This is a genomic window from Dactylosporangium darangshiense (assembly GCF_039537565.1).
In the GTDB taxonomy this organism is placed as follows: Bacteria; Actinomycetota; Actinomycetes; order Mycobacteriales; family Micromonosporaceae; genus Dactylosporangium; species Dactylosporangium darangshiense.
In genome coordinates this window covers 43408-69935 of the sequence record NZ_BAABAT010000038.1, presented here as the reverse complement: position 1 = coordinate 69935, position 26528 = coordinate 43408, and the positions used below count along the sequence as shown (strand labels likewise).

The window sequence follows — 26528 nt, the reverse complement described above, 5'->3', positions numbered from 1 at the left end:
GGGTCCGCCGGCTCGAAGTCGCTGCCTGCCGGCCAAGACTGCGACGCTGCCGGTGCGACGTACGATCCCGGACTCCGGCCGGCCGTCCGCGGGTCCCACGGCTGACTGGCCGGGGCCATGCGCTGCATCGGGTACACGGCGGCGTGCCGAGAGTTAGACATCCAGCACCGCCAACCGGGCCTCCGGCTGCGCGATCGGATCAGGCCTGCCGTGACCGATCTCCGCGTACACGCGTGGTCTTGACCGCCGCATCTGCGCCGCCCACACCAACCCGGCCACCACCGCCACGACGATCAGCCCGGGCAGCACCAGCTGCGGACCGACCTTGGTCTCGTGCAGCAACAGCGACTGGTTCGCCAGCATCACCACGATCACCGCACCGCCGGCGAGCACGCCCAGCACCGGCGCCACCGTGCGCACCCACACCGACTCGTGCCCGCCCCGACCGGCCCGGAAGAACACCACCGCCGCGACCGACGCCAGCACCAGCAGTACCAGCACACCCAGCGCCGCCCCCGCCGACAACCACGTGAACAGAAACGTGACCGGGTCGGCGTGCACCGCCGCGACCACCGCCAGGACGATCAACGCCACCGCCGACTGCGTCAACGAACCCGCGATCGGCGCCCCCGCCCGGGCACCCGTACCGCCGACCAGGTCCAGCCAGCCGGGCAGGACCTTCTCCCGGGCCATCCCGTACACGTAACGGGCCACGGTGCCGTGAAACGCCAGCATCGACGTCAACATCGACGTCACCAGCAGCATCGTCGCGAGGAGACTCAACCCGGAGCCGTAGGCACGGTCCAGCACCACGAACGGCAGCCCCGACGCCGGGTCGTTGACCTCCTCCGACAGACCGCCCACACCAACCGCCACCGCCCACGCCGCCATAAACAGAAACAGCGGGTAGAACGCCAACACCCCGGCGATCGACCGTGCGACGCTGCGGCTGTGCTTGGCCTCCTCGCTGAACACCGGTGCCGTCTCGAACCCGACGAACGCGGCGATGGCGAACGTGAACACGCCGCCGAGGCCGTCACGCCACATCGCCCCGACCGACAACGGGGTGAACGTGATCTCCCCGCCCGCCGGATGCGTGAACGCGGCCAGGATGAACGCGGCGATCGTGCCGAGCTCGGCGCACAGCACCACCGCCACCACCCACGTGTTCAACGCCACGTTGAGCACGCCCGCAACCGCGATCACCGCCCAGCCGACCACCGCCCACCACACCCATGACCCGCCGACCAGCCCCGACAACGTCGACCCGAACAAACCTAGAATTGCGATCCCGATCGCGCTGTAGGACGGCAACGCCAGCGCCGCACCGACCAGCCCCCACCGCGGCCCCAACCCCCGAGCCGGCAGCGCATACCCGGGCGCGGCGTGCGGCACATGCCGACTCATCGCCACATACCCGACCACCAATAGCCCCAGCGCCAAACCGGCCAGCAGAAACGTCGGCGGCACCCCAACAACCCCGGTCTGATACATCGCCAGGACACCGCCGACGAGCACCGTCATCGGCGACGACGCGCCGATCTCGTACAACGCCAGCATCGCACCGTTCATCCGCCGCCGCGCCAACCCCACCGACACGCCCGACACCGGCCGCTCCCCACGCCGGATCACCGGCCAACCTCCACGCCACGCCGCACCAACAGGCCACCCACACAAGCCAGGTCACGGCAGCCCTGCTGATGCCTTCGGAACGTCGTGGCACTGAGCCACACCACGATCCGGCTCGTCGGACGCACCGGCCCATGCCGCCAGTAGCGCTCGTCACGGCCCAACCTGCGCAACACCCGCCGCAGACTGCCGGACAGCCCGAAGAACTCGTGCGTGCCGTCCGGCCAGTCCCGGCGCACCGCAAACCCGCTCAACGGCATGACAAACAACAAGATCGCCTCCCCAGATCACCGCGACGTCCGCCGCGTCTCGACATCGCACGCCCATCGACCCGGCGCGCAACGCACAGCATTCGGCCCTGCATCGGGGAGGGCATGCCGCAGCACACGAACCGCGTCGCCTAGCGACCCGCGGAACAGCACGCCCTCCCCTTCACCTACCGCCGCGGGCTCCGCACACACAGCGGCAGGGAGCAACACAGGCGACGCCCGACGGCAGCACCGCCGCCAAGCACCACCAACCAGCCCGCCGAACTAGGCCGCGCAGACGAACCTGCCCGACCCAAACAATCCGGACACCGATGACTGCACTCGATTCCCGATGCAATGGATCATCGACAACCGCGGCCAACCCAGCCATAACAAAACGCGCATGATCGATACCCACGCCATGCGTACAGTCCGCAACGTATGCGGATGAGCTGGCTCGCCCATCGCCCATGGCGGGTCGAGATCGACCCACCGGCCGCATACCAAAGGCCCAGAGCCAGACAGGGCGCGCCAGCGGTGGGCGGCCGCTCAAGGCGTCGTATCCGCGGTGGCCGAGCGGGCGAAGGGTCGCGGCGGCCATCACATCGCGCAGCATCGTGGCGAAGTGCTCCAGCACGCCAGCGAGCCGCTCGGCGCCGACGACGTCGTCGCGGCTCCCCCGACGGCGGTGACGAACCGGACGCCGACGTCACCGTCGAACGCAACGAGCACGAGGTCGCCGTCTTCCTGTCGGATCGCTGCCTTCAGGCCGAGCAGGTCGACGTCGACCGCGGCCCCAGCTCATCCGCGTCATCAGCCGAGCCAGGCTTGGGGGCTGTGATCACAACGCCTCCCGGATCCGGGCGGCCGCGAAAGCCCGGCGGACAAGCATGAGGGCAACGGCTCGCGCCCCGGCGCCACTCGGTACACAGATGCCGCTCGTGGCAGATCAGGCACCGGACGGTGCCGGGCTCCTTGCGGTGGTGGCGGCGCAGGTCGACCGCCTCCGACAGCTCCACGTCTCAGCATTTCGGGTGGGGTGGGCGCGCCGGCCACGGTTCGCAGCGTTCAGCAGCCGGCGCACCCTGCTACGGAACGCACGACGGTCATGCGAGCCGTCATGCGTTGATGCGTAGCGTGCCGGATGCCGGCCGCGATCGGATGCGCTCGAGCGTCCGCCGGTGTCCGCGCCTGTCCGCGGACAGGCGGACAGGCGGACAGGCGGACAGGTCAGGCTGCGGGTCCGGCCGGGAGCGCGGGCCGGTATGCCTCGAACGCGTCGCGTAGCTCGGCCGCCTCTGGGGCGCCGGACTGCTGTACGCCCCGGTAGACCTCCACCGCGCGCCACCAGGTGCTCGGCACAAGCCTGCCCGATGTGACCGCGGCCAGCGCCTCCGCCGACGCCTCGTCCGGCCGCCCTGCGGCGAGCAGGGCCAAGCCGAGATCGAGCCGCGCGTTGGCCAGGCGGCGCGGCCGCGGGACGCCGCCCGGCGCCGCCTCCAGTTCGGCGATTGCGTGCCGGGCGAACTGCTCGGCGGCCGAGTCCCCGACCCACGACAAGGTGGTGGCGGTGTAGCTGATCGCCTTGGCCGGCTCGTACCGGTAGTGGTGCTCGGGGTTCTCCGGCGTCGTCAAGTTGGCGACCAGACGCGCGACACGCTCCAAAGCCTCGCGGGTATCGGCTGCGGCGCCGATGCGCGCCCACGCGCGGCCTTCCTGAGCCGTGGCCTGGATCAGCGCGGACGAGCCCGCCGGGGCGACGGCCTGGGCGTGCTGGGACAGCTCCAGGGCGTCGCCGTACCTTCCGGCCGTGAGCGCGTCCCACGCCCTGGTCTCGAAGCACCACGCCCTGATCTCGAAGTGTCCGGCGTGGTCGGCCATCTGCTCGGCCGTGGCCAGCCACGCGTCGGCGGCGTTGCCCTGGCGCAGGTCGACGTGCAGGGTCGCGGCCAGCAGCGCGAGCCACCCGCCGGTGACCAACAGTCGGCGCCGCTGCGCGAGGGTCATGCGCGCCTGGCTGAGCTTCGTGACGTACGCGATGTGCCGCCGGACCCGCGGCAGCAGCTCGGCCGGCGGCGAGCCCGCGTACGCCATGGCTAACCGGTCGACGACTTGCTCCAGGCGGCCGAGGGTGCCATCGCTAACGTCGGACGCCTCGACTCGGCGGGCCAGCTCCAGCGCCTCGATCTCGGCATCGTGCGCGGGGGCGTCGTGCGCGGCCACCGGCCCGGTCTGCGCGGCGGCCAACGCCGCCAACTCACCGCCCGCGCCGAGTGCGTCGTCGAGCCGCTGCGCGACCTCGGGGGTGGGCGTCTTCCGGCCTGTGGCGAGGTCGTGGACGTGGGTCTTGCCATGGTGGACGCGTGCAGCGAGCGCCCGGTACGACGTCAGCCGCAGCTCGATCAGCTCGCGCAGGCGGCCGGCGAACCGCGGGTCGACCTCGGTCATGTTCACCGTCCCCCGGCGGGTGCGGATGTGACACATGGTGTGTCAACTCGGCCACCCCGAGCGTAGCCGCCTACGCGTCCCGCCAGCGGATCGGGAAGACGCCCAACTTCGCCTCGTGCACAGGGTCACCCTGAGCGACGTGCTTCAGGATCTTGGAGCAGCGAACCTCGATGTCGCCGGTTGCTGTCGTGGTTGTCTTCGTCGCGGGACATGTGCCCGTGGCATCAGTCATGGCCGCGACGCTAGTCGAACAGACGTACTAACGCACTGTCTTCGACGCATCTCAAATGCGAAAACGTCCGGTTCATACGCGCCGACGCCCGAACGTCCGAAAAGGGTCAACCGCACGCGCTGCTCGAGACGACCTGACGACCTGATCGCCGCACTCCGCGACAGGAGTGCATCCGGCCTTCCAGGGTGAGGCAGCCGAAGCACGCGCTTATTGCGCTCAACGACCCCGTCAGAACGTCGCCGAGCGCGTGCACCATGCACAACAACGGCCACCGGGCCACCGGATCCACGCCGTCGAGAGCTACGCCGCCGCACTTCGACCCACTGCCGCCCGTCCCGCGAACGGGCTTTCCTTGACCTTCACGCATCAATGGTCGCCACCATTGAACCAACAGGCGCCTATGCATTTCGCGCATATCGATCATGCGTGTCGCGCCATGCGTGATCCCCGCACGTACAGATCCTCCGGTCCATCATCATCCGAGTTTGATCAACCTCCTGACGGCGACGTCCAACCCTCAAGTGCAGCTACACTCACTGCGTCAGCGACATTGACGGATGGCGAGGTCGGCTTGTGTCAACCGAACGGCGCCGTTGCGGAAGGTGCCGAACGTCGCTGGCCAGCGACAACCACGGCATCTACTGCGCATCCTGCGACGCCACCGTGGACCTCTTACGCCAGCACCCGCCAGCCGTCCCCGCAGACTTCTGGTCCCACCCGACCATCCGCGACGCCGCACGCCGACGCCACATGGGCCACCTCATCGCGGCCTACCGCCGGCACCCACACCACGGCATCCCCATCTCCCAAGAGATCGTCGGCAGCTGGGTAGGCGTCACACAAGGCCAAATCAGCCGCCTGGAAAACGGACAACCCGAACACCACCTCGACCGCCTCATCCACTGGGCACGACTCCTCGGCATCCCCGCCGACCTACTCTGGTTCACACATCCGACCCTGCACGGCTCGATCGTCGCGGAGCCAGACCCGCCAGACCCAGCGTCCGGCCTCTATGCCGCCGAGTCCTCCAACGGCGCCGGCCGTGCGGGCTCCGATGACGAGGAGGAGCCGTTGCACCGACGAACGGTCCTGTACGGCATTGTCGGCGCGCTCAGCGTCGCCCGAAATACGCTCCCGGCGGGCGATCGCATGGAAGCGGTGCGCCGGAATGTCGATCGGGGATTGCGTGCGCCGGTCACCCCCAGCGATGTCGAGGAATGGGAACGTACAGCCTGGCAGTACGCCTGCGATGTCGGCGTCGTCTCTCCGGCAACAGTGCTTCCAGAACTCCTCGTCGACCTAGATGAAGCACACGCACGACTGACCGAGGCCGACGACAAACTCCGCGACCGTCTTGCGCGGGTGTGCGCGGAACTCAGCGCGCTCACCGCTATCACACTCATCGCTTCAGACTTGCCGGGACAGGCCAGGCGTTTCTGGCGAACTGCAATTCGCGCCGCTGACCAGACGACGGACCACGAACTGCAGGCCCGCATCCGCGGCAGACGTGCGGTGTTCGCGCTGTACGACGACCTGCCCGTTACAACTGCGCTCACTTTGGCCGAGGACGCGGTCACTGTCTCGGACGGACAAGCCACCGCCGGCTCCGCCAGCGGCTATGCCGCACGTGCTCAAGGACTCGCCCAATTGGGACTGCATAACGATGCCCGCCGAGCGCTCAGCCACCTCGAGGCGACGTTCGACCGCCTCGAGGCAGCAACCGTCGACGACCGGCGATCGCAATGGGGCTGGGGTCAACAGCGCCTGCTACATGTCGCGAGCTTCGTCTACGCTCACGCTGGCGACACCTCGCGCGCGACCCAGGCTCAAGAATCCGCACTTGCGCTCTACCCCACTCAGCTCTACCAGGGACGCGCGCAGATCGAACTCCACCGGGCCACTTGCCTCGTCGCGGGCGGCGATCCGATCGAAGGCGCGCGCCACACCGTCCGGACACTCACCGGCCTGGCCTCCCCACTGCGTCACGACGCCCTGATCCGCCGGTCAGCTCAACACGTGGTCGACGCAATACCCGTGAAGGCGGCGAACGACCCCGCTGTCTGCGAAGCTCGTCACATGCTCACCTCGATGGCAACGCGGCATGACTGACTCGCAGAGCCTGACGATCGCCCACTACTTGGCCGCCGACGCCGAACAGATCCTCGAATCGGTCGTCGCACCTATCTACGCGGCCACACACGCAGACGTCATCCCGAGCGCCTTCTACGACCCGGACCGCTTCCTACAACGCGTGCGGGGATACATGCGCTCACCAGGGTTCGAACTGGTCATCGCAACCATCGAGACGGAACCTGCCGGGCTCGCTCTCGGCTACGCGTTACCCGAAGGCGCCCGCTGGTGGCAGGGACTGACCACACATGTCGATCCCGATGCCATCGCCGAAAACGGGCACCGTACGTTCGCGCTGTGCGAACTGATGGTGCGCCCCGAGCTGCAACGCCTGGGCATCGCTCGCGCCATCCATGACGAACTTCTTCACAAACGCCCAGAAGATCGCGCAACCCTTCTCGTCCGAGAGGACAACACCGCCGCCCAAGTCGCATACGCAAAATGGGGCTGGACCAAGATTGGCAAGCTCAAGCCATACCCGGACTCACCGAACTACGACGCGTTACTCCTACCGCTCATCCCGTCCGCAGACTAACCTCGCATGTCAGAGGCGACGTCCGGCTCGCCGCTGTCCGGCTAGCCGACGGCCGACACGTTTGCGTTGGCCACTCGGGCGCAGGACCGAGCTCTGCACCTCTACGCTCCGACGCGGGTCATCGGCGACCCAGATCGAGCTGTACCGGGCGGAATGTGTCATCCGAGCCGCTCAGCGGCGTGTGGATCACCCGGGGTGACCGCATACTTCCACTCGCAGAATGACACCATCAGCCGGTGGTTGCCTGCTGGCCATGCTCCCGGCTTCAACGACGTTGCCGCGGCTGGGCCGCTGGTCGCGTTCTGACGTCGGCGGCTGGTCAGCTCGGCGGGTAGCGTTTCAGGTGTTTCCGCTGTTCACGGGGGTGCTTCATGCGGCCGCCGTTGGAGCCGATGCACGCCGTCGCAGCCAGTTGCCTGCGGGTGCGGTGTATGAACCGAAGTGGGACGGCTGGCGCAGCTTGGCCTGGATCTACCCGGGTCGAGTGGTGCTGCAATCCCGGCACGGTCGCAACCTTAGCCCCTACTTCCCGGACGTCACCCGGCTGCTGCGCACCTTCCTGCCTGTCGACTGCGTTCTCGATGGGGAGCTTGTCGTCTGGGACCCGGATCGGGGCCGGACCAACTTTGTCGCTCTGCAACGGCGGGTCGTCGCCGGCCGTCGGCTGCTTGCCGAGGCACGGGACCGGCCCGCCCACTACGTCGTCTTCGACCTGCTCCATCATGCCGGCGGTGACCTCACCGGGTTGCCGCTGGCCGAGCGCCGGGCCCGGCTCGAGGGACTCCTGGCCGGCGCCCCGCCGCAGTTGCAGCTGTGCCCGCAGACCACAGACCCGGACGAGGCCCGTACGTGGATGGCGGACTGGCAGCACGCCGGCGTCGAAGGTGTCGTCGCCAAAGACCCCGCCGGCCGGTATGTGCCGGGCGGCCGCGGCTGGGTCAAGGTGAAGACCAGGTCGACGACGGAGGCGATCGTCGGCGGTGTCACCGGCAGCCTATCGGCGCCGGGCGCGCTGCTACTCGGCCGGTACGACGCCGCTGGCCGGCTCCGCTACGTCGGCCTCACGAACCCGGTCCCAGCGGCCCAGTGGGGCGAACTCGGCCAAGCGTTCGTCCGGTACGTTGCCCAGCAGCGCGGCGGCACCGTGGCACACCCGTGGCCGGTACCGCTGCCGGCTGCGTGGTCCGGGCAGTTGGGGCAGCGGCAGCCGCTGGCCTATATCCCCGTCCAGCCGACCGTCGTTGTCGAGGTTGCAGTCGACGCCGCGTTCGACGAGGAGGCCGGCCGGTGGCGTCACCGTGCTGGGTTTGTGCGGGTACGCGCTGACCTGTCGGTGTACGACGTGACGCAGGCCGCCGGATTCTGAGACCCGGCGGCCCGCGCCGGGCTCCCGACGGACGTACACGTCCGCCTGCGCCGGCAAGGCGGCGCAGGATCACTGCACCTTCATCGGGGGGTTGCCTTGTACGCGGAGCAGCTGCGCCAGCTTCACAGGGACCTCGCGGCTCGCTAGCTGAGTTAGATCCACGGCCGTGCCCGCCCAAACCGGCCTTGCACCCGACTTTTTGGATGTCGTTGGCCGCCCGGCCCCCAAGGCCGCGCCCCCAATCCGGTCCCATCGACGATTTGCTATGGATCCGTACCGTGGGGTGGCGGAGGTGGCGATGGCTGCGCGTCGAGCTCGCGGAGAGCGGTACCGGGTTCATCGGTTGCTGTTCCAGCTCTGGCTCAGCGCCGGTCTGATTGCCGCGGTGGTAGCCTCGCCGCTGCTGCTGGCCTGGGTGTCGTCGTGGCCGCTGAGTTGGCCTGAGCTCAGCGATGTCGGACAGGCATACGGCACCGTCTCGGCGGTGCTGTCGGCGCTCGGCTTCTGCGGTATCGCGATCTCGATCTACATGCAGCGTGAGCAGTATCGGGTTGCCGAGCAGCAGGCCGTCCGCCAGCGGCACTTCGACCTGCTGACGTTCACGATCCACAATCCTGAGTACCTCGATGTCTGGGGCGCCCCGGCCCCGGGCGGCCAGCCCGCGCAATACGACAGAGGGTTGCACACCTTCAGCAACCTGGTCGTCTCGCACTGGTACATGCTGTGGCGGATTGGCAACTTCAGCGAAGCGGATCTCCGCAACGATGCAGCCAACTTCTTCCGTGGCGCCATTGGCCGCGAGTTCTGGACCTGCAACGGTGCGACCTGGATCGTCCGACCGGATCCGATCGCCCGCCGATTTCTCGCCGTACTCAACGACGAATACGCCCACGCCGAGCACGCGGGTCCGCCAGCTGCGATGCCAGCGCTGCCAGCCGTCCCCCTCGACCGCCCGGCACGACCGGGCATGCCTGGACGGGCCGGGCCGAAGGCCACAGCACTTGGCGCAGGTCTCGTCGCCGCAGCAGCGCTCGGGTACCTCGCCGGGCGGCGACGCGACCGCGGGCGGCGGTGAGAACGTTGTGTCGGCACTGGGAACCCGCGCCAACATGGCCCCGCGGGCGTGCGGGCCCGTGGGGCGTCTGGCTGGCGCAACAAGTCCGGCACGCTGGTCGTGCTGCGACGAGTTGGGAGCAGCTCTCCTATCGCGGCAGTCATCGCGCATAACGTGCCGTCCCCGGACTGTCCGCCATGACGGTCACGTCCTTGTCGCCGACGGCCACCCGGCGATCACCCACCCCACCGCCGAGCCATCCGTTCGTTGCCTTCATACCGGATTCCCTCGGCTCCTCCGACGAACGCGTGGCAACACGTCGCACTGTCGGAAGCGAGACCGTCAATGCTGGCGCGGACGGCGCTGGCCAGCTCGGGCGGTCGGTGCGTACCCGGCACGACGACGTGGTGGCGGCACTGGTCTACGAAGACGGAAAGTGAGCATGACCGACCCGCGTAGCCAGGGTGCCGCTGTTCGCGGGTCTGGGTGCGATGCCGGACCAGCAAGAGGCCGTCGCCGCCGTCCACCACGTCTACCCGTGCATCACCCAGCACCGACCAGGCCACGCAGCGAGGACCTCCCTGGAGGAGCGGGCGATCGGTCCGGCTTCGCGCTCGAGGATGTCCGACCGCGCCTATGATCGAACGTATGTACGATGAGTGCGTTGGGGCCGAGACCCGCCGCCTTGCGAGCGTCAGTGACGTCGCGCTCGCTGCGGAGATCAGGACCGTGCTGATCGCGGTCCTGCTGTGCGGAGATGCCTGGCTTGCAGTGCTGCCGAGCACGCCGGAACGTCAGGACCGCGCTCGTGTCGAGATCCTCGCCGCACTCCGTGACCAGTTGGTGCTTGCCGGACCGACAGCGGCCGTGGACGAGCTTGCCGCCCTGGCCGCTCCGGTCTTGAACCGGTTCTGGCCGACGTCAGCTGGCGCGGCTGGACCGCTGGCCGAGTCGGTCGAGATGTTGCGTGCCGTGGTGATGCATCGGCTTGCGCACGTCCGTGCAGCCCGTGCCGAGGCCACCGGTTGGGACACGACGCAGCCCTAGCCCAGCCGCTGGCGGGTGCACTCAATGGTCGGCGCGATCAGTTCCGACATTTGTCACGGTATGCAACGGCAGGGCTATCTGTCGGTGATCTGACAGTGCAGAATGTCAATGTGTCGATGGAAGCCGCATGCCTCGGAATTGAGGTCCACAGCGGTGGGGTCCGCGCCGTGGTGAGCTGGCCCGACGCGACCGTGGCAGTGCTGCCGCGGGCCGCGCTGGGCGACAGTGCCGGATGGCCGGACGCCGGGTCGGGCGGTGCTGGGGTGATGTCGGATGCCGGCCGGGACGGGGTTCGGCGTGATGTGCCGCTGGCTGGGCCGGACCTGGTGGAGCGGTTCCGCCGGGTACGGCGGGCTGCGTTAGGGGTGGCTGGCGGGGTGCCCGCGTCGGTGACGGTGGTGGTGTCTCCTGGGCAGGGGCCTCGACAGTTGCCGATGCTGCGGCACGCGGCGTCCATCGCTGGGCTGGGGGCCGTCGATGTTGTGCCGGTGCCGGTGGCGGTCGGCTGGCATCTGCTGGCTGGCGGGGTGTGGTTGGCGGCTGGGGCGTCGGTGCTGGTGTTGACGATGGACGATGGTTGTGCCGCGGCGGTGTTGCGGCGCACGGCGGAGGGGTTCGAGGTGGTGGCGTCGGTGGACGCGGGCACCGTCGCAGCGGAGCTGGCCGACGGGGTGGCGGCGGCGGGTGCCGTGCTGGTGCGGGAGGTGGTGCGGCGGGCGATGGTGGGTGCGCAGGTGCCGTCGGGGATGTTCGACCTGGTGTGTGCGGTCGGTCCGGATGTGGATGCGGGGGTGGGGCGGCAGCTGGCGCAGGTGTGTGGGGTGGAGCCGATGCTGGTGGCGGAGCCGGAGCTGGCGCCGGTGCTGGGGGCGGTGCAGCGCGGGCCGGTCGCCGGTTGGGGTGGTCAGCCGATGGGTGGTGGGGCCGGGTGGCGGGACGTGGCCGGGGTGGCGCTGCCGGCGGTGGCGTCGTTGGGGTTGTTCGCGCAGTTCGTGGCTGGGGGGCAGCGGTACGGGCCGCGGGAGAAGCTGGAGTCGGGTTTCTTGCTGGCGCCGTGGGGTGTGTTGGCGTTCGCTGCCGTGTTCGGCCTGGTCGCGCTCGCTGGGGGTCTCCTGCTGGCCGCGGACCGCTCTCACCTGGCCGATGAGCCCGACAGCGGTGGGCTGGGGTGGGTGCGTGGCCGGTTGGAGGCCGTGGCCCTGGTCGGGGCCGCGGCTGGTGGGACGGTGCTGGCAGCGGTATACGCGCTGATGGCGGCCAGCTTTTTCGATCTGGATATCGGTGGGTTGTTGCGCTGGTCAGTACTGCCGGTGCTGCCAGCTGCGGTAGCGCTGGCCGCAGTGGCGATGGCGATGTGGCGGCATGCGGTGCCGCCGGCTAAGGCTTGGGCGGACTGGTTGCGGTTTCCCCTCTTCGCGGTGGTGACGGCGGGTGTCGGGGCGGCGCTGATCGGTTGGGACGAGACCGGGGTGCCGTCGCTGGTGCAGCCGCTGGCATGGCAGCTGTATCAGTGGATGCCGGGCGGGCCCCTCACGGTCATCGGCCCGGTCGGGCGGCTCGGCGGCGCGCTGGTTGGCGTGGCGGTGGCGCTACTGGTGGTGCGGCGGCCGTTGCTGCGATTGGCGCTGGGTCTGCCGTTGGCGGTGCTGGTCGCGGTCGTGCTGTCGTGGCGAGTGACAGGAACGGTGGCGGTCGGGTTCGCTGTCGCGGTCGCAGCGTGGTGGGCCGTGCGGGCGGTGGTGCCGGTGCTGCGGCCGCTGCTGCTGCGACCGACCGCCGCTGCCGACGGCCGGGGCGCGCCGGCGGCTGCCGGTGACGACCCGCAGCGTGGCCCGTACGCGGGGAGCCCGGCCGGTTTCCCCGCAGGGGCGCGGCCGGATGCGGACCGCGGCGGGTGGGACGGTGACGAGGCTGGGCAGCGGTGAGGATACTGCGACGGCTGCTGGCCGGCCTCGTGGGCGGGACGCTGTTACTCGCGGTCTTGGCAGCCCTGCCGACGTTGCTCGTCGTCATCATGCGGGCCGTCGACTGGGACTGGCGTGCGCTGGTCGCGGAGCCGATGTCGGCGCTGGGCGTGGTCGCGGTGCTGGTCGGTGCGGGATGGCTGGTGTGGCTGGCGGCGGTCTGGGCGGTGGCGGCGGATGTGGTTGCCGCACTGCGCGCTGGCCCGGGCCGGGTGGCGCGGCTGCCGGTGCCGTTGCACACCGCCGTGACCGCGGCGGTCGGTGGCGTGCTGCTCGCGCTGCACGCCGCACGTGGCGGCACCACGATGGCGGCGGTGGCGCCGCCCGCGGCAGCGCCGACCGCAGCTCCCACCACGACCCCACCCCCAGCCCCAGCGGCGGCAGAGGGCGTCCGGCCGGGCACCATCTGGGCCGACGCCGGGGTGAGCCTGCCGGGCGGCTGGCTACCGTGGCCCGTCGCAGCGGCGCTCAGCGCGGCGCTCACGCTGGTCTGGGTCCATCGCCGACGCTGGTACACGCCGCGCCCGCCGGCCAGCCGGCCGGATCATGACCCCGATCTGCCCACGCCCGGCGCCGCCGAACTCCACCTGCTCAGCGTCACGCACCAGGCCGCCGACCACGGCCCGGAGCCCGGCGATACGACGCGCACACCATCGTGGCCAGCTGAGGGTTCCGCCGACGCCGATCCCCGGCTGCCACTGGGCCAGACGAATGGCACAGGAGGGCCGCGGGAGCTCGTCGGGGCGTGGCTGCCCAGCGGGGTGCTCGGCTTGGTCGGCGCAGGCCGCTACGACACCGCGCGGGGGTTGCTGATCGCGTTGCTGGTCCAGCCCCCGGACCTTCGGCCGCGGATCGTGTGCAGCTCCCTGTTCGCTGCGACCGTCCTCGAGACAGGCCAACAAGCAATCGACGTGCCGTCGACCAACGATCCAGGCCCGCACGGGGGTTCTGGCACGGTGCTGTTCGCCGTCGGCCCGGAGCTGGCTGGCGCGGCCGCGCTGACCGCGCCTGCCGGCGATGGGGGCAGCGCGGTCGCCCTCGATCCGGCGACGGCCCTGCGCGCCGATTTCACGATCCAGGTCACGGCGACCGGCCATGGCAGCAGCTGGCACGTTGACGACGACGGTACGACGCGCGCCGTCGCCGGTGCCGCACCACGCATGCGGCGCCTGCCAGTCCTCGACCAGACCGCGACGACGACCATCCTGACCAGCCTCGGCCTGCTCGAACAGCCGGACAGCGTGGACGGCAGCGGTCCGGCGCACGCAGCCGCTGCCACCCGCGATCCTGCCGTGGCGGCTGCGGAACCTGCTGCCTGGCCCGATCCGCCGCCGGCCGGGGCGGGGCAGCCGCGACGGCTGCAGGTCCGGGTGCTGGGCGAGCCGCAGGTCCTGCGCCCGCACCCCGACGGCACCCACAGCCCGATCCGGATCCGGCGCAGCGCCGGCCGGCAGCTATTGGTCCTGCTCACGCTGCACCGCGACGGCGCCGGCGCCGACGTGTTGAAGGAGGCCATCTGGCCCGACGTGCCGTCCAGCGCTGCACACCGGCGGTTCCTCACCACGATGTCCGAGCTGGGCCGTGCCCTGCACGACGCGGCCGGCCAACCGGTGCTGCGCCACGACGACCCCGCCGCCAACGTCGTCCCGGCCCGGTATCGGCTCGACCCGGCCGCCGCCCAGGTGGACATCTGGCAGCTGCAGGACCTGCTCGCCGCCGCGGTGACGAGCGCTGATCCGGCCGCCCGCCGAGCGCTGCTTGGCGAGGCTGCGGCGCTGGACGGTGGTGAGCTCGCCGCCGGATGGGACCATGCCTGGCTGCTGCCCGACCGGGAACGCCTCGCCCGGCGCATGCTCGACATCTACGCCGACCTCGCCGATACCGAGCCGGACCACACCGCCGCGCTGCGGCTGCTGCACCGGGCGCTGCTGCTGGCACCCGGCAACGAGGCCGTCTACCACCGGGTTCTGCAGCGGCGGGCGCAGGCCGGCGACCCCGACGGCGTCCGCCTGGCCACCGCGACCCTGACCGAGCACCGCCGCACCGAGGGCCGGCCGCCCGCACCGTCAAACGTTCGCCTCCCCACTACGTGGCCGCACCCGTCGAGCCACCGGACCGGCTCAGCCCAGGCCGACCAGCCGGCCGCGACCGAACGGACCAGCCGATGAGCACGCCCACGCCACCCCCTCCCCCGCGGCCGCCCGACACGATCGGCCCACCCGCTGGTCCCGACATCCGAGGGCCCGCGGCGGCCCTCACGGCCGGACCCGGCACCGGCGGCGCGCCGCCCGCCGGCGGCTGGCGGCGCGCGGTCCTCGTGCCGTTCTCGGCCGGGCACCAGCCGCCGCTGCCCACCGGCCGCCGCGTCCCCATTCCGATCGTGCCGGCGCACCTTCGTGCGCCGGCCACGACCGCACCGTCAGGAGCGGACGGGCCGCGCGGGACGCGGCGGCGGGTCGTGCTCACCGCCACCGTCGCCGCGGTCGCCGTCCTGGCCATCGCCGCGGCCTTCGTCGTGCGCGCATCGTCCGGGCCCGGCCCAGACGACGTGGTGCGGGAGTTCTTCGCGGCGTTGTCCGCGCACGACCCGACCCGGCTCCTGGCCGATCCGTGCCAGGACAACCCGCTGTGTGGACCGGACGCGCTCCGGGCGGGCTACCAGGCGCCACAGGACGTCACCATCGGCAACGACACCGGCACCAGCACCGACCGGAACGTTGCCGTCACCTACACCCTCGGCGGCCGCCGGTTCACCGACCTCGTCGACCTGCGCAGCACCCGGCGCGGCACCTTCGGCGGTCGGGACTGGTTCATGACCAGCTGGCCCGGCGCCACACTGACACTGCCCGACCAAACACCGGCGCCGATCACCCTCGCCGCCGCGCAGCTGCCGACCCGCCAACCTCAACCGCGCCCCGCCACAATGTGGGCACCGCCCGGGGAGTACACACTGACCCGCCCAGCTACCACCCTGCTGCTGGCGGTACAGCAGCAAGTCACGGTCACCAGCGGCCCGCCGATCACCCTCAACCCCGGCACCACCCTCGCACCGGGCATCACCGAGACCGTCGAGCGGCTAGTCCACGACCGCATCGACGCCTGCGCCACCAAGCACAGCTTCTCCCCCACGTTGGACGCAACCGCCCGCGGATGGCACAGCTGCCCCATGACCTACCTCGAGCAGTACGCCATCACCGACGACCCGACCTGGACGGTGCAGCGCTACCCAACCCTGCACCTGGAACCAGCCGCAGACGGCGCGATCACCGTCACCACCACCAACCCCGGCCAGGCCGCCATCCGCTACCGGTGGACCACCAGCGTCGCCGAACCACGCACCTGGACCGACGCCACCGACACCATCGACCTCACCGTCACCGGACAGGTCACCGCACCGAACGGCACCCCCGAATGGCAACCAGCCTGAGCCGATAGGCCACGTCGTACCTCGGGACATCTCGGTGGGACCACGTTGCTGCCCTCGTTCCGGGAGCTGCCAGCATGTCGCCACATCGTCGCTGGGCTGCGGTGTTACCGCGTGTGATCCGGTGTGATGCGCTGTGACGCCGCGATCAGGGCCACTGCGGCCGATCCGCCTTTACCGTCGCCGATGTCGATGGACGAGAAAGGCTGATGGTGATCATGCGGGTGGTGTCGGCGGGACGCCGGGCAGCGTCGGACCTGTACAGCAGCGGCGGCGTCTGGCGCCAGTACCGCATCGCCAGGGCGCGGGCCATTGCTCGCGCGGCGGCGGGTGCGGTCCTGCTCCTGGCGGCGGTTACCGGGCTGCCGATCGCCCTGCTGCTGCTACAGCGGCCCCTGTTGGACGGGTTCGACCTGGCGGCGGTGGTGGCCCAGCCGATGAGTGCCGCGCTGCTGGCCGTCCTCGGCGTGGCCGGCGGGTGGCTGCTGTGGCTGTGGCTGGTCACCGCAACCGTGCTCGACGTCGCCCGTGCCGTCCGCCGACACGGTACGCCCAGACTGCTGCCCGCACCGCTACACGCTGCACTGGCATCGATGGCCGGCATCCTCGTCACCGCAACCGGACCGGACGCAGCACACGCGGCGGCGGCACCGGCCGCTGCCGTCCACGCCCCCGCCGCGGCCACCGGCGGCACGACCGCAGCGCCGCAGGCGGTCGCCGGTCCCGACCCCGCCACCTGGGCCCGTCCGGCCGCGACCGATGCCGCCCACGCCGGGCACGCGGCCGCGCCGACGCTCGGCAACCCGCTGGCCTCCTACCAGGTGCGGCGCGGTGACTGGCTAGGCGCGATCAGTGACCGGTACCTCGGCGACTTCGACCGCTACCCCGAGCTGCAACGACTCAACCCCGGCCTCATCCGCGACAGCGCGGGCCGGCGCGGCCCAGACCACATCGAAGCCGGATGGCGGCTGATCCTGCCCGCCGACGCCGTCGACCGCGGACCGCGCCGGCACGCCACCGGTACCAGCACCACCGCGACCGGTACCGAAGCCACAACCGCCGGAGGCGGTCAAGCGGCGGACATCGCCACGCCCGGCACGACCGCGCCGCCCAGCACGGCCATTGCCACGCCAGCGCCGTCAGGACAACCTGGTACAGCGACTGCCAGCCCCGCCGGCACGCCACCGAGCCCAAGCGGGTCGGCGACCGCTGCACAACAGCAGGCCGGGCGGGCCTCCAGTCGACTGCCGGGCGGTTGGCTCAGTCTGCCGATCATCGCCGGGGTCGCCGCTGCCACGGTATGGCTGCGCCGGCGCCGACCCGGCCGACGAGCCGGTCTCGGTGACCGCCGCACCGAGCACCAGCCGCCGGCACTGCGCCGCCGCAGCACGCCACACGACGCTGACCCGGCACCGGCCGACCGCAGCCAGCCCGACGACGGGCGCCCCGGCCCGGTGCATCCAAACCGTGAACACCAGTCTCGCAGCGACGCTGACACTGGCCTGGTCCAGGCCGTCGGCTGGCCGGAACCGGCAGCCCGGGTGCTGACCGGGCCGGGCGCGCACGACGCGGCCCGTGGCCTGCTCGTCACCACCCTGACCGCGACCGGAGACCTCGGCGACCACGGGCAGGTTGTCGTGCCCGCCGAAACCCTCGCCGCGCTCTTCCCCGACGTCACCGACCGGATCGCGGCACAGCCGCGGCTGCACGTGACCGCGTCGCTTCCGGAAGCGGTCACCGTGCTTGAGACACTGCTGATCCGACGACACCGGCACCAGGACGACCGCGACACCGGCACACCCGACCCGACCACGCCGACCACACCAGCGAACGCTCCGGTGCTACTCGTGACCCACCCGCCACAGCCGGACCATCGGGCGCGGCTGCGCGCTGTGCTCCAACTCGGGGCGCCGCTGCAGATCACCGCCGTCGTCCTCGGTCCCTGGCCCGACGCCGAACCCTGGACCGTGCACGCCGACGGCCACACCGACCACCCCGGCCAGCACCTGCTCCTGCTCGACCCGACCACCGCCCGGCACCTGCTCGACACCTCCACGCCGCCGTCCCCCAACGAACCGCCACAGACCGCCGCCGACCGGCCGAACCGGGCGGCGGCGCAGCCCACCGGTCAGGCCGTCCACCTGCGACAACCGCCGGCAGCAACCGCCGCGGCCGCGGCACGCGGCGACCGGCATCCCGCGGCCGAAACCGACCCGGTTCCCACACCGTCCGTTCTCCGCCCCGACCCGGCCACCCCGCACCAGTCCGCGACCCTGCCCGGCGCCACGCCAACACCGGGCAGCTCGAGCGGTGACGGGTCGGCGCTGACACTGCCGGTGCGGATCCGGCTGCTCGGCGCAGTGGCCATCGTCCACCGGGACGGGCACCCGGTCACCGGGATGCGCCAGCACGCCCGCGAGCTGCTCGTCTACCTGGCCGTGCACCGCGGCGGCGCCGACCTCACCGACATCATGGAAGCGCTGTGGCCCACCGCGACCATGCGCCGCGCCGCGCAACGGCTGTCCACCGACACCGCTGACCTGCGCCGCCACCTCCGCGACGCGGCCGGACAACCCCGCCGCAACGCAGCGGCCAACCACAACAAGATCGAGCCGGTAGTCAACACCGGCGGCCGATACCACCTCAACCCCGACGTTGCCGACGTCGACCTCTGGCACCTCGACGATGCACTGCACGCCGCCGCTGCCAGCACCGACCCGCACACCCAGATCGAGCGGCTCCGCGACGCCATGCACGCCCACACCGGCGCTCTCGCCGACGGCTACGACTACGACTGGATCGACCAATTCCGCGAACACACCCTCCGGCAGGGCATCCACGCCCGAGTCCGCCTCGCCGGCCTGCTCGCCCCCACCGACCCGCGGACCGCCGCCGACCTCCTGCAGGCCGCCGCCGACCTCGACCCGCTCCACGAAGACCTGGCCGGCCGGGCCATGCGCGCCCTCGCCACGATCGGCGACACCGCCGCCGTGGCCCACCGCCTCGACCACCTCAGGGCCGCCCTCGCCACGATCGGCGAAACCCCCAGCACTGACACCATCACCCTCGCCACCGACCTCTGCCAGCCACACGTCCCGAGCCCCAGCACCTGAATCCCCCGTGGGCCACACCGAAGCCGTACCCGTTGGTCCGCCCAATGCCAGCGCCCACCATCGCCGCGGACGAGAGGAACACCCCGCCATGCCGCTCACATCCCGGCACCCGGCTGCCAGAGGCCGAACCCAGATGTTCGCGGACGGCCGCGGGCTAGCTGCCGGAGCTCCCGCATGATCATCTCGCTGGACCCGGAACTGCTGCAACGGCTGACCCGGCTCGACGACCCCCGGACCACCGCCGTAGCGGAGCAACTGGACGACAACCTTGCCGCCGCGGTCCGGCACACCGCGCTCATGCGGCGACTGTTCTACACCGCCGTCCTCGTCGTCGCCCTCTACGGCACGGCCACCGGCGCGGTGACCGCATTCGACCTGCCGTGGTGGATCGCGATCAGCGGCATCTTCGCCCTCGAACTCGGCGGCGTGACGTTCCTGTCCAACGCCGACGTCCGCCGCCGCCTCGGCGAGCACGCCACCGCCTCCCGGCTGCTCGGCGCGCTCATCGCCGCCACAGCGGCCACATTCAACGTCGCGACCCACAGCAGCCGGCTGCTCGGCGGCTTCTACGCCCTGATGAGCGCGCTCGGCTTCGTCAGCTGGTGGCTCGACGTGGAGAACAAACGCCGCGACCGGCTCCGCGCCAAGGGCCTGCTGCCCGCGCCGACACCGAAGTACGAACTGTCACATTGGATCCGCCACCCAATGATCACCGCCCAAGCCCGCGGCCTCGCCAAAGCGCACCCGCAGCTCGGCCTGTACGGCTCGCTGCAAGCCGCACGCATCATCCGCCGCCGAGAACAACGCGACGCCGCCCTCGCCGACGCCCTCCGCACCCGCATCCGGGCCGCCGCCGGCAAACAGATGGCCGACATCGCCGTACTCACCTACGACATGGACGAAGTCGCCCACCGGCTCCGCACCAACGCCGACTACGACGGCCTGACCGCGTTACTCGGCAGCGAACTGACCGCTGAACACATGCTCCACGGCCGCGACGATCGGGCCGCGATCGCGGCCCGTGCCTTCCTCGCCCGGCAGGCCCAGACGACACTGCCGCTCGGGGCGACCGCCGCCGACCACGATGAGCCGCCGACCTCAGCGGACCTCGGCGAGATCACCGATAATGTGACAGAGCCGCAGGGCACCGCTGACCACAACGGTTCGGCCGCGGAGGACGCGACGCGGCAGGCGACGCTCGCCGTCGACCGGCGGTGGCCGCCAACAGGCGCAGCGGTCAACGGCCGCGCGGTGTTCCACCGGTCGGGCGCCTGGCCGAGCCTGTTGCCGGCGTCGCCGTCGAACGCCGGCAGCATCACGGCCACGGTCGAAGAGGAGCCCGAGAACAGCCGCGGACTCGACCAAGCGGACGCTCCGCCACCCGCGCCGCCGGCCACCACCACGACCGGGGCTTTCGGAGCGGGCAGCCGGCCGCCGCAGCGGCGGGTCCGCGTCAACGTCGTCGGCGAACCAGCCATCCTGAACGCGGCTGGCCAACCGGTCCGTGGCCTGCGCGCCAAGAGCACCGAACTGCTGGTATTCCTGGTCGTCCGCCGAGACGGCGCCGCGCTCGCCGACATCCTCGACACGATATGGCCAGACATCACTAGGCAAAAGGCGAACCAGCGGCTTTCGACCTGCCTGAGCAACCTGCGCGGCATCCTCCGCGACATCCTGGGAGCCACGGACCTCGAGACCGCTACCAGTCCACGGCCTGAGCCCATCGTCAACACCGGCGGCCACTACCACCTCAACCCCACCATCGTCACCGCCGACTGGTGGCAACTGCTCGACGACCAACACACCGGCACACCCTCGGCGACCGATGCGGCCGTCAACGCCGCACGCGCACGGATCGCCAACGACTACGACTACCCCTGGCTCGACACCGAACCAGACAGGCCCTCGGGACGAGTCGAAGGCCAACCCTGGGGGCACAAATGACATACGTCTGCTATAGACGACACTTCCACACGCGGCCTGCGCCGACCGCTGCTCCGCCACCGCCCTCGGCCTGCTCCCGGTCGTACTCGTTCTCGCGCGCGGCCATTCCTCAACGGCGGCTACGCGATGAGGGCCGGGCTACTTCGCCGCCGACCGGGAGTCCGGCGACGCGGTCGTCAAGCTGTTCCCGTCGATTCGCACCGCCGTCATCGAGAACCGCTACTTCCTGCGCCGCGCGGTCACGCTGCTCGCCGGCGAGCGGGGCATCCGGCAGTTCCTCGACATCGGCACGGGCCTGCCGTCGGCCGACAACACCCACGAGGTCGCCCAGCGCCTGGCACCGTCGTCCCGGGTGGTCTACGTCGACAACGACCCGCTGGTCATGGTCCACGCCCGCGCGCTGCTGACCGCGGCGCCGGGCGCCGGCCCGACCGACCACATCGAGGCCGACGTCCGCGACCCGGAGCGCATCCTCGAGGAGGCGGCGAAGGCCCTGGACTTCAGCCAGCCGATCGGGCTGATGCTCATCGCGGTCCTGCTCTTCATCGCCGACCACGAGGACCCGCACGGCCTCGTCCGCCGGCTGGTCGCCGCCCTGCCGCCGGGCAGCTACCTTGTCCTGTCCCACTCGAGCGGCGACTTCCCGACCCCGGAGGCGGTGCACGCCTTCCGCACCGGGGCGATCCCGGTGTACCTCCGCCGCCACGACGAGATCGTGCACTTCTTCGACGGCCTGGACGTGCTCGACCCGGGCGTGGTGTCGATCTCCAACTGGCGCACCGAGCACGAGGTGCAGCCCCGCCCCGACGAGTCGGAGACCGCGACGGACTGCGCGGTGGCCCGCATTCCCTAGCTCGGCGCGCCGCCGCCTTCGTCGAGGTCGAGCCGGAGCAGGCCTTCGCCAGTGGCCACGAACACCATCGATCCCCAGGTGGCGAGGCCGGAGATCGGCAGGCCGAGCGGCAGCACGCGGACCTCGGTGCCACGAACGGGGTCCCACCAGCGCAATGTCTGGTCGTCGCCGCCGCTGACCAGCGCGCCGCGGCTGGTGGCGATCGCGCGCACCCGGCCGCGGTGCGTGAGCATCGGTCCGCCGACCGGCAACAGGGTGTCGGGCGACCAGAGCCGGACCGCGCCGTCATCCTCGCCGACGGCGAGCATCGTCGAGCCGCCGGGCATCGGCACGGCGGCCATCGCCGCCACCGATACGGGCTGCACCGACAGCGGCGACCCGGTGTCCGCCTCCCGCAGCTCCAGCTGCCCGGCAGTCGCGATCGCGAGCAGGGCGCCCCCGGCCGAGCGCCGCACGAACGCCACGGCCCTGATGTCCTGGTCCGATTCCGCCTGCACGCTCAGCCGGCGCAGGCGGAGACCGGCGGCCGTGGGCGTCCAGAGCTGCACGGTCCGGCCTCCGGCGACGGCCAGGATCGTTCCCTGGCCAGGTGCCAGCACCACGGCCATGGCGACGACCGGCGCGAACGCCGCGATCCGCGCGTCGCCCAGCAGCCGCGCGTTGTCCGGTCCGCTGGAGCTCCACCGACCCCATGGGATCCGGCCGAGCTCGGCGGCGGGGCCCGAGGATCCGGTCGCCGGGTCGACCAGGCGTACGACGTGCCCGCTCCCGGCCGCAAGCAGCGTCGAACCGTCCGGCATGGGCACGACCGCCACGGTCGCCGACCCGGTGAACCAGGTGGTCCGGTCGACCTGCGACTCCACCGGCGGCCGGGCGAGCGTGCCCCGTTCCGTGTCCCACAGCCGGAACCATTCGTCGCGGCTGCCGGTGGCCAGCCACGGCCGGCCGTCGGGCAGGGCGCCGGCGGCGATGGAGGTGACGTCGAGGGCCGGATCGACGCCCCGGCTGGTTGAGAACCATTCGTTGTCGGGCGGCGCGGCCTCCTGCCGGTCGGGGGTCGGGCTCCACAGCCGGATCGTGCCGTCGTCGGCCGCAGTTGCGATCAGCGAGCGGCCGTCCGGCATCGCCAGGGCGACGACGTCGCGGACCGCGCCGGCGTGCCCGGTCAGCGGGTCGCCGTACGGTGTGACGCGCAGCCCGAACAGGCCGCGCTGTATCGCCCACAGTTTCACGACCCGCTCGACGACCGCGGCGAGCAGCGTCTCGTCCCGCACCCGCAGCACCGCCCAGCGCTCGACCCGACGCCCGCCGGATCCGGCGATGGTGGCACGCTGCTCCCGGCGCGTCGCGAGGTCGTGCAGCCGCAGCGGCCAATCGCCGTCGATGGTCTCCTCGACGGTAGCCAGCGTCGGCCGGTCGGCCGACGGTACCGCCGCCACCATTGCCGCCTTGGCGGTGAGGGAAAGGCCTGGCAGCGCCGCCGACACGGGGTCCTCGAGCCGGAACGGGCCCCACAGGTGCACCTGCAGGTCCGGCCGGAACGGCTGCGCGAGGAAGGCCGCGACAACGGTGCGCCCCTCCGGCATCGGCACGGCGGTCATGGACTGGACCGGGCCCAGGATAGGCGTACCGTGCCGGTCCGGCGGGTCCAGCCGGCTCACGATCAGGCCCGTTGCCGGGTTCCACAACCGGATGCTGCGGTTGTTCCCGCCGACGGCCAGCAGGACCTGCCCGTCCGACAGCGGCACGGCCGCCAGGTGACGCACTGCTCCGGCCCGATCGATGAGCGATGCTCCGGCCGGCTGCCCGGTGACCGGGTTCCACAGTCGCACGGTCCCGTCGTCGCCGCCGCTGGCAAGCAGGACCGGCGCGCCGGGCAGCGTGACAGGCGCCAGCGCGAGCACCGGGCCCTCGTGCCGGCGCAACGGATCCCCGACCGCCTGGCCCGTTGCCGGGTTCCACAGTCGCACCGTCCCGTCGTCGCCGCCGCTGGCCAGCAGCATTCGGCCGTCGGCGACCGGCACCGCGGCGAGGGCCCGCACCGGCCCCGCGTGGGCCGGCAGCCGCACGTGCAGCGGGTTGGGCTGCAGCCGGGCCCAGCGCAGCGCGCCGCCGCTGACCGATGGCTGGGCGCCGGCCCGCCGCGGGCGGCCGGCGCGCGCCGACCGGGCCCGGTGCACGACGGTGAGGGGGCGGCTCCCGGCCACCCAGGACTCATGGATCGTCACGCCGTCGGTGGTCTGCGACCTTTCGTACCTGGCCAAGCGGTCCTCGACCACGAAGCGGGGCAGCAGCGCGTCCGGATTGGTCGCCACGAACTCCGGCTGCGGCACCATCCGCGCCCTCGCCACCGCCCGGATGGCGGCCCGATCGCCGGGCGCCGCCGCGCACAGAGCGTGGCGCGCGGCGAGCACCGCCGCCAGCTCCGGCGGCAGGTCGAGACGTCCGAAGGCGGTTCGCAGCACGGCGCCGGCCAGCCCGTCGGGGTCCAGGTGGTCGAGCAGCCACGGCCACCGCGGCAGGTCGTCCCACGCCTGCGCGATGGCCGCATGGTCGGCGAGATGATGCACCAGGTAGGGGCGGGGCGGCCGGGGCTGCCGGGCCTGCGCGGCGGCCGCTAGGGCGCGCACGATGCGCCGATGCCGGCCGGGATCGGCCCGCTCGTCCTGGAAGCGTTCGACGAACGCGCGGTGGGCGAGGCGGTAGACGGCCTGCCGGTGCTCGGTGTCGAGCATGACGTACGGGGCGGCGGCGGCCAGCAACCGGCCGACCATCTCCTCGTCGATCGGCTGCCGGCCGCTGACGGCCTCGGCGACGGTGACCCAGGTGCCGTCCACCCGGGGCAGCCCGCGGCCCTGGGCCAGGGCGAGGGCGAGCAGCAGGTCCGGCAGGTCCGGATGCTGCCGGGCGAGCCGGTCGACCGCGGCGCCGAACAGCGTGCCGACGTCGCCCGCCAGCGGGTTCACCGGCCGTCTCCAGGGGCGCCGGGGTATCCATCCTCCGGGTTGAGGATCTTGTGGACCGCCAGGCGGGCGTAGAGGAACTCTTGCCCGGGCCGGTTCGCGATCTGCTCGGCGAGATCGTCGATGGTCGCGTCGTCGGCCGCGAAGGTGCCCTCCGCGCGGGCCGCCGTGAGCCGGCGCACCACGTAGTCCGCGAGAGCGCCGGGCTCCCGCTCCACCCGGAAGACCTTGCAGTGCTCGGCGCCGCCGAGCGCGTCGAGCACGTTCTGGTCCGCGGGGACCGGGCCGTCCAGCCGCTCGTTCGTGGAGGAGCGGGTGCCGGCCACGACCCGCGTGCGGGGGAGGCCGGCGAGCCGTCGCAGCAGCGAGCCGGCCACGGTCAGCGGCAGCACCGCCTCGTCCACCGCATCGACCAGGACGGTGAGGGGTGCGTCACGGTCGCGGAGCCGGCCGAGCAGGGATTCGACCCGCTCGCCGATGTCGGCGTCGGCGCTGGGCTCGGCGAGCCCGGCAGCGGCGGCCAGCCGGGACAGCACATCCCTGACGTCCAGCCCGGTCAGGTGGATCACCGCGTCGAACACGCCGTCCGGCGGGCGTTCGCTCTCCGGCAGGTGCTCCAGCTGGCCGGCGCCGATCAGCAGCTCGCGCAGCACCGGGTCGGCGTAGGCGACGAGGTTGCCCAGCAACGCGGACTTGCCCGATCCGGGCGGGCCGGTGACGATCGCCATCCCCTCGGTCGCGGTCCGCAACCAGGTGGCGATGCGTCGACGGTCGCGGCGCCGGCCGGTGAAGAACCACGACCGTTCCCCCTCCGCGCCACCCTGAGCGCTGGGGACGAAGTGCGCGCGCAGGTCGGCCTGCAGACGGCCGATGAACGCCATCAGGTCGTGGTAGACGTCGACGGGGGCGGTCACCGGTCCGGCAGGGAGCCCGGGCCTGGCCAGCGGCGGCGCCTCGTGCAGCCAGAACGACCAGACGGCCCCGCCGGGCAGCTTCTTCTTGAGCTCCGTCACCAGGTCTTCGAGGTCGATGGTCTCGTCGTTGACGGTGTACGCGCCGATCGTGCTGCTCAGGGCGGCGTGCAGCTCACCCAGGTACGTCGGCCCGTCCCCGCCGACGCCGATGACCGCCAGCCGGCGCGGCAAGGGCCGCTGGCCGGCCAGCAACGCGGTGAGGCCCGCGGCGACCGCCTCGGCCCGGCACGCCTCGACCACGACGAGGCTCCACGTGTCGGAGTGCAGCCGCCTGCGCCACTCCTCCCCGATCGCGTCCGCCAGGGTGTTCAGGTTCACCGCGGTGCCGCTTCGACCGCGCCGGCTGTCGTACGCCGCGAGCCAGGCTTTGTTGCCGTCGGACTCGCCGTGCCCCATCCACAGCAGCACCGAGCTGCGCGGGCGGCCCGGATCGGCCCAGCCGTCCAGCCGTTCGATCACCGCGCTGAGCGTGCGGTCCTGGGCCGGGGCCTCCCACTGCAGCTCCGCGCCGCCGAGCGCGCGGAGCAGGCCGACCACCCGGTGCAACTCCTCCTCCATGCCGTCCAGCCGCGCGTAGTCGCGGAACTCGCTGAACGTCACCGGG

Annotated in this window: 16 protein-coding genes and 1 pseudogene; 11 read left to right on the top strand and 6 right to left on the bottom strand. The window is 71.8% G+C overall.

What is annotated here, in order from left to right; translation table 11 throughout:
• Window positions 1–153 precede the first annotated feature (153 nt).
• The 4 genes from ABD901_RS43410 to ABD901_RS43395 form a co-directional block, all read right to left on the bottom strand.
• Entirely contained in the window at window positions 154–1632 is a 1479-nt protein-coding gene (locus tag ABD901_RS43410; protein ID WP_345136926.1) for an APC family permease, read from the bottom strand.
• On the bottom strand, window positions 1629–1901 hold the full coding sequence (locus tag ABD901_RS43405) for a hypothetical protein (protein ID WP_345136924.1): 273 nt from the start codon (window positions 1899–1901) through the stop codon (window positions 1629–1631). Before ABD901_RS43405 ends, ABD901_RS43410 begins: the two co-directional genes overlap by 4 nt.
• 1206 nt (window positions 1902–3107) lie before the next feature.
• Complete coding sequence (locus ABD901_RS43400; RefSeq protein WP_345136922.1) at window positions 3108–4325, bottom strand: NsdA family TPR-like regulatory protein; 1218 nt, start codon at window positions 4323–4325, stop codon at window positions 3108–3110.
• Window positions 4326–4395: 70 nt separating this feature from the next.
• Complete coding sequence (locus ABD901_RS43395) at window positions 4396–4557, bottom strand: hypothetical protein (RefSeq protein ID WP_345136919.1); 162 nt, start codon at window positions 4555–4557, stop codon at window positions 4396–4398.
• A gap of 750 nt (window positions 4558–5307) precedes the next feature.
• Between ABD901_RS43395 and ABD901_RS43390 the strand changes: the two genes are divergently transcribed.
• The 11 genes and pseudogenes from ABD901_RS43390 to ABD901_RS43340 all read left to right on the top strand — a co-directional run.
• Window positions 5308–6666: a helix-turn-helix domain-containing protein gene (locus ABD901_RS43390; RefSeq protein WP_345136915.1), complete on the top strand. Its 1359-nt coding sequence runs from the start codon at window positions 5308–5310 to the stop codon at window positions 6664–6666.
• Complete coding sequence (locus tag ABD901_RS43385; RefSeq protein WP_345136912.1) at window positions 6659–7222, top strand: GNAT family N-acetyltransferase; 564 nt, start codon at window positions 6659–6661, stop codon at window positions 7220–7222. Before ABD901_RS43390 ends, ABD901_RS43385 begins: the two co-directional genes overlap by 8 nt.
• 364 nt (window positions 7223–7586) lie before the next feature.
• The gene (locus tag ABD901_RS43380) at window positions 7587–8588 is read left to right on the top strand and encodes an ATP-dependent DNA ligase (RefSeq protein ID WP_345137014.1); all 1002 of its coding nucleotides are present in this window, start codon (window positions 7587–7589) and stop codon (window positions 8586–8588) included.
• A gap of 343 nt (window positions 8589–8931) precedes the next feature.
• On the top strand, window positions 8932–9663 hold the full coding sequence (locus tag ABD901_RS43375) for a DUF6082 family protein (protein ID WP_345136910.1): 732 nt from the start codon (window positions 8932–8934) through the stop codon (window positions 9661–9663).
• Between the two features lie 627 nt (window positions 9664–10290).
• A complete protein-coding gene (locus ABD901_RS43370; RefSeq protein WP_345136909.1) occupies window positions 10291–10689 on the top strand; it encodes a hypothetical protein in 399 nt (132 codons plus the stop codon).
• A 110-nt stretch (window positions 10690–10799) separates the two neighbouring features.
• Window positions 10800–12614, top strand: coding sequence for a hypothetical protein (locus ABD901_RS43365; protein ID WP_345136907.1), 1815 nt, complete (start codon window positions 10800–10802; stop codon window positions 12612–12614).
• The gene (locus ABD901_RS43360; RefSeq protein ID WP_345136904.1) at window positions 12611–14821 is read left to right on the top strand and encodes an AfsR/SARP family transcriptional regulator; all 2211 of its coding nucleotides are present in this window, start codon (window positions 12611–12613) and stop codon (window positions 14819–14821) included. Before ABD901_RS43365 ends, ABD901_RS43360 begins: the two co-directional genes overlap by 4 nt.
• Window positions 14818–16080: a hypothetical protein gene (locus tag ABD901_RS43355; protein ID WP_345136902.1), complete on the top strand. Its 1263-nt coding sequence runs from the start codon at window positions 14818–14820 to the stop codon at window positions 16078–16080. Before ABD901_RS43360 ends, ABD901_RS43355 begins: the two co-directional genes overlap by 4 nt.
• Before the next feature lie 206 nt (window positions 16081–16286).
• The gene (locus tag ABD901_RS43350) at window positions 16287–19190 is read left to right on the top strand and encodes a BTAD domain-containing putative transcriptional regulator (RefSeq protein WP_345136899.1); all 2904 of its coding nucleotides are present in this window, start codon (window positions 16287–16289) and stop codon (window positions 19188–19190) included.
• Between the two features lie 174 nt (window positions 19191–19364).
• The gene (locus ABD901_RS43345) at window positions 19365–21134 is read left to right on the top strand and encodes a hypothetical protein (RefSeq protein ID WP_345136896.1); all 1770 of its coding nucleotides are present in this window, start codon (window positions 19365–19367) and stop codon (window positions 21132–21134) included.
• Window positions 21135–21282: 148 nt separating this feature from the next.
• A pseudogene (locus ABD901_RS43340) lies at window positions 21283–21987 on the top strand (SAM-dependent methyltransferase); the annotation flags it as partial.
• Here the strand turns inward: ABD901_RS43340 and ABD901_RS43335 are convergent.
• Window positions 21984–24953: a WD40 repeat domain-containing protein gene (locus ABD901_RS43335; protein WP_345136894.1), complete on the bottom strand. Its 2970-nt coding sequence runs from the start codon at window positions 24951–24953 to the stop codon at window positions 21984–21986. The pseudogene ABD901_RS43340 and the gene ABD901_RS43335 sit on opposite strands and share 4 nt — an antisense overlap.
• Window positions 24950–26524: a hypothetical protein gene (locus ABD901_RS43330; protein ID WP_345136892.1), complete on the bottom strand. Its 1575-nt coding sequence runs from the start codon at window positions 26522–26524 to the stop codon at window positions 24950–24952. The genes ABD901_RS43335 and ABD901_RS43330 overlap by 4 nt, the downstream gene beginning before the upstream one ends.
• Window positions 26525–26528 lie beyond the last annotated feature (4 nt).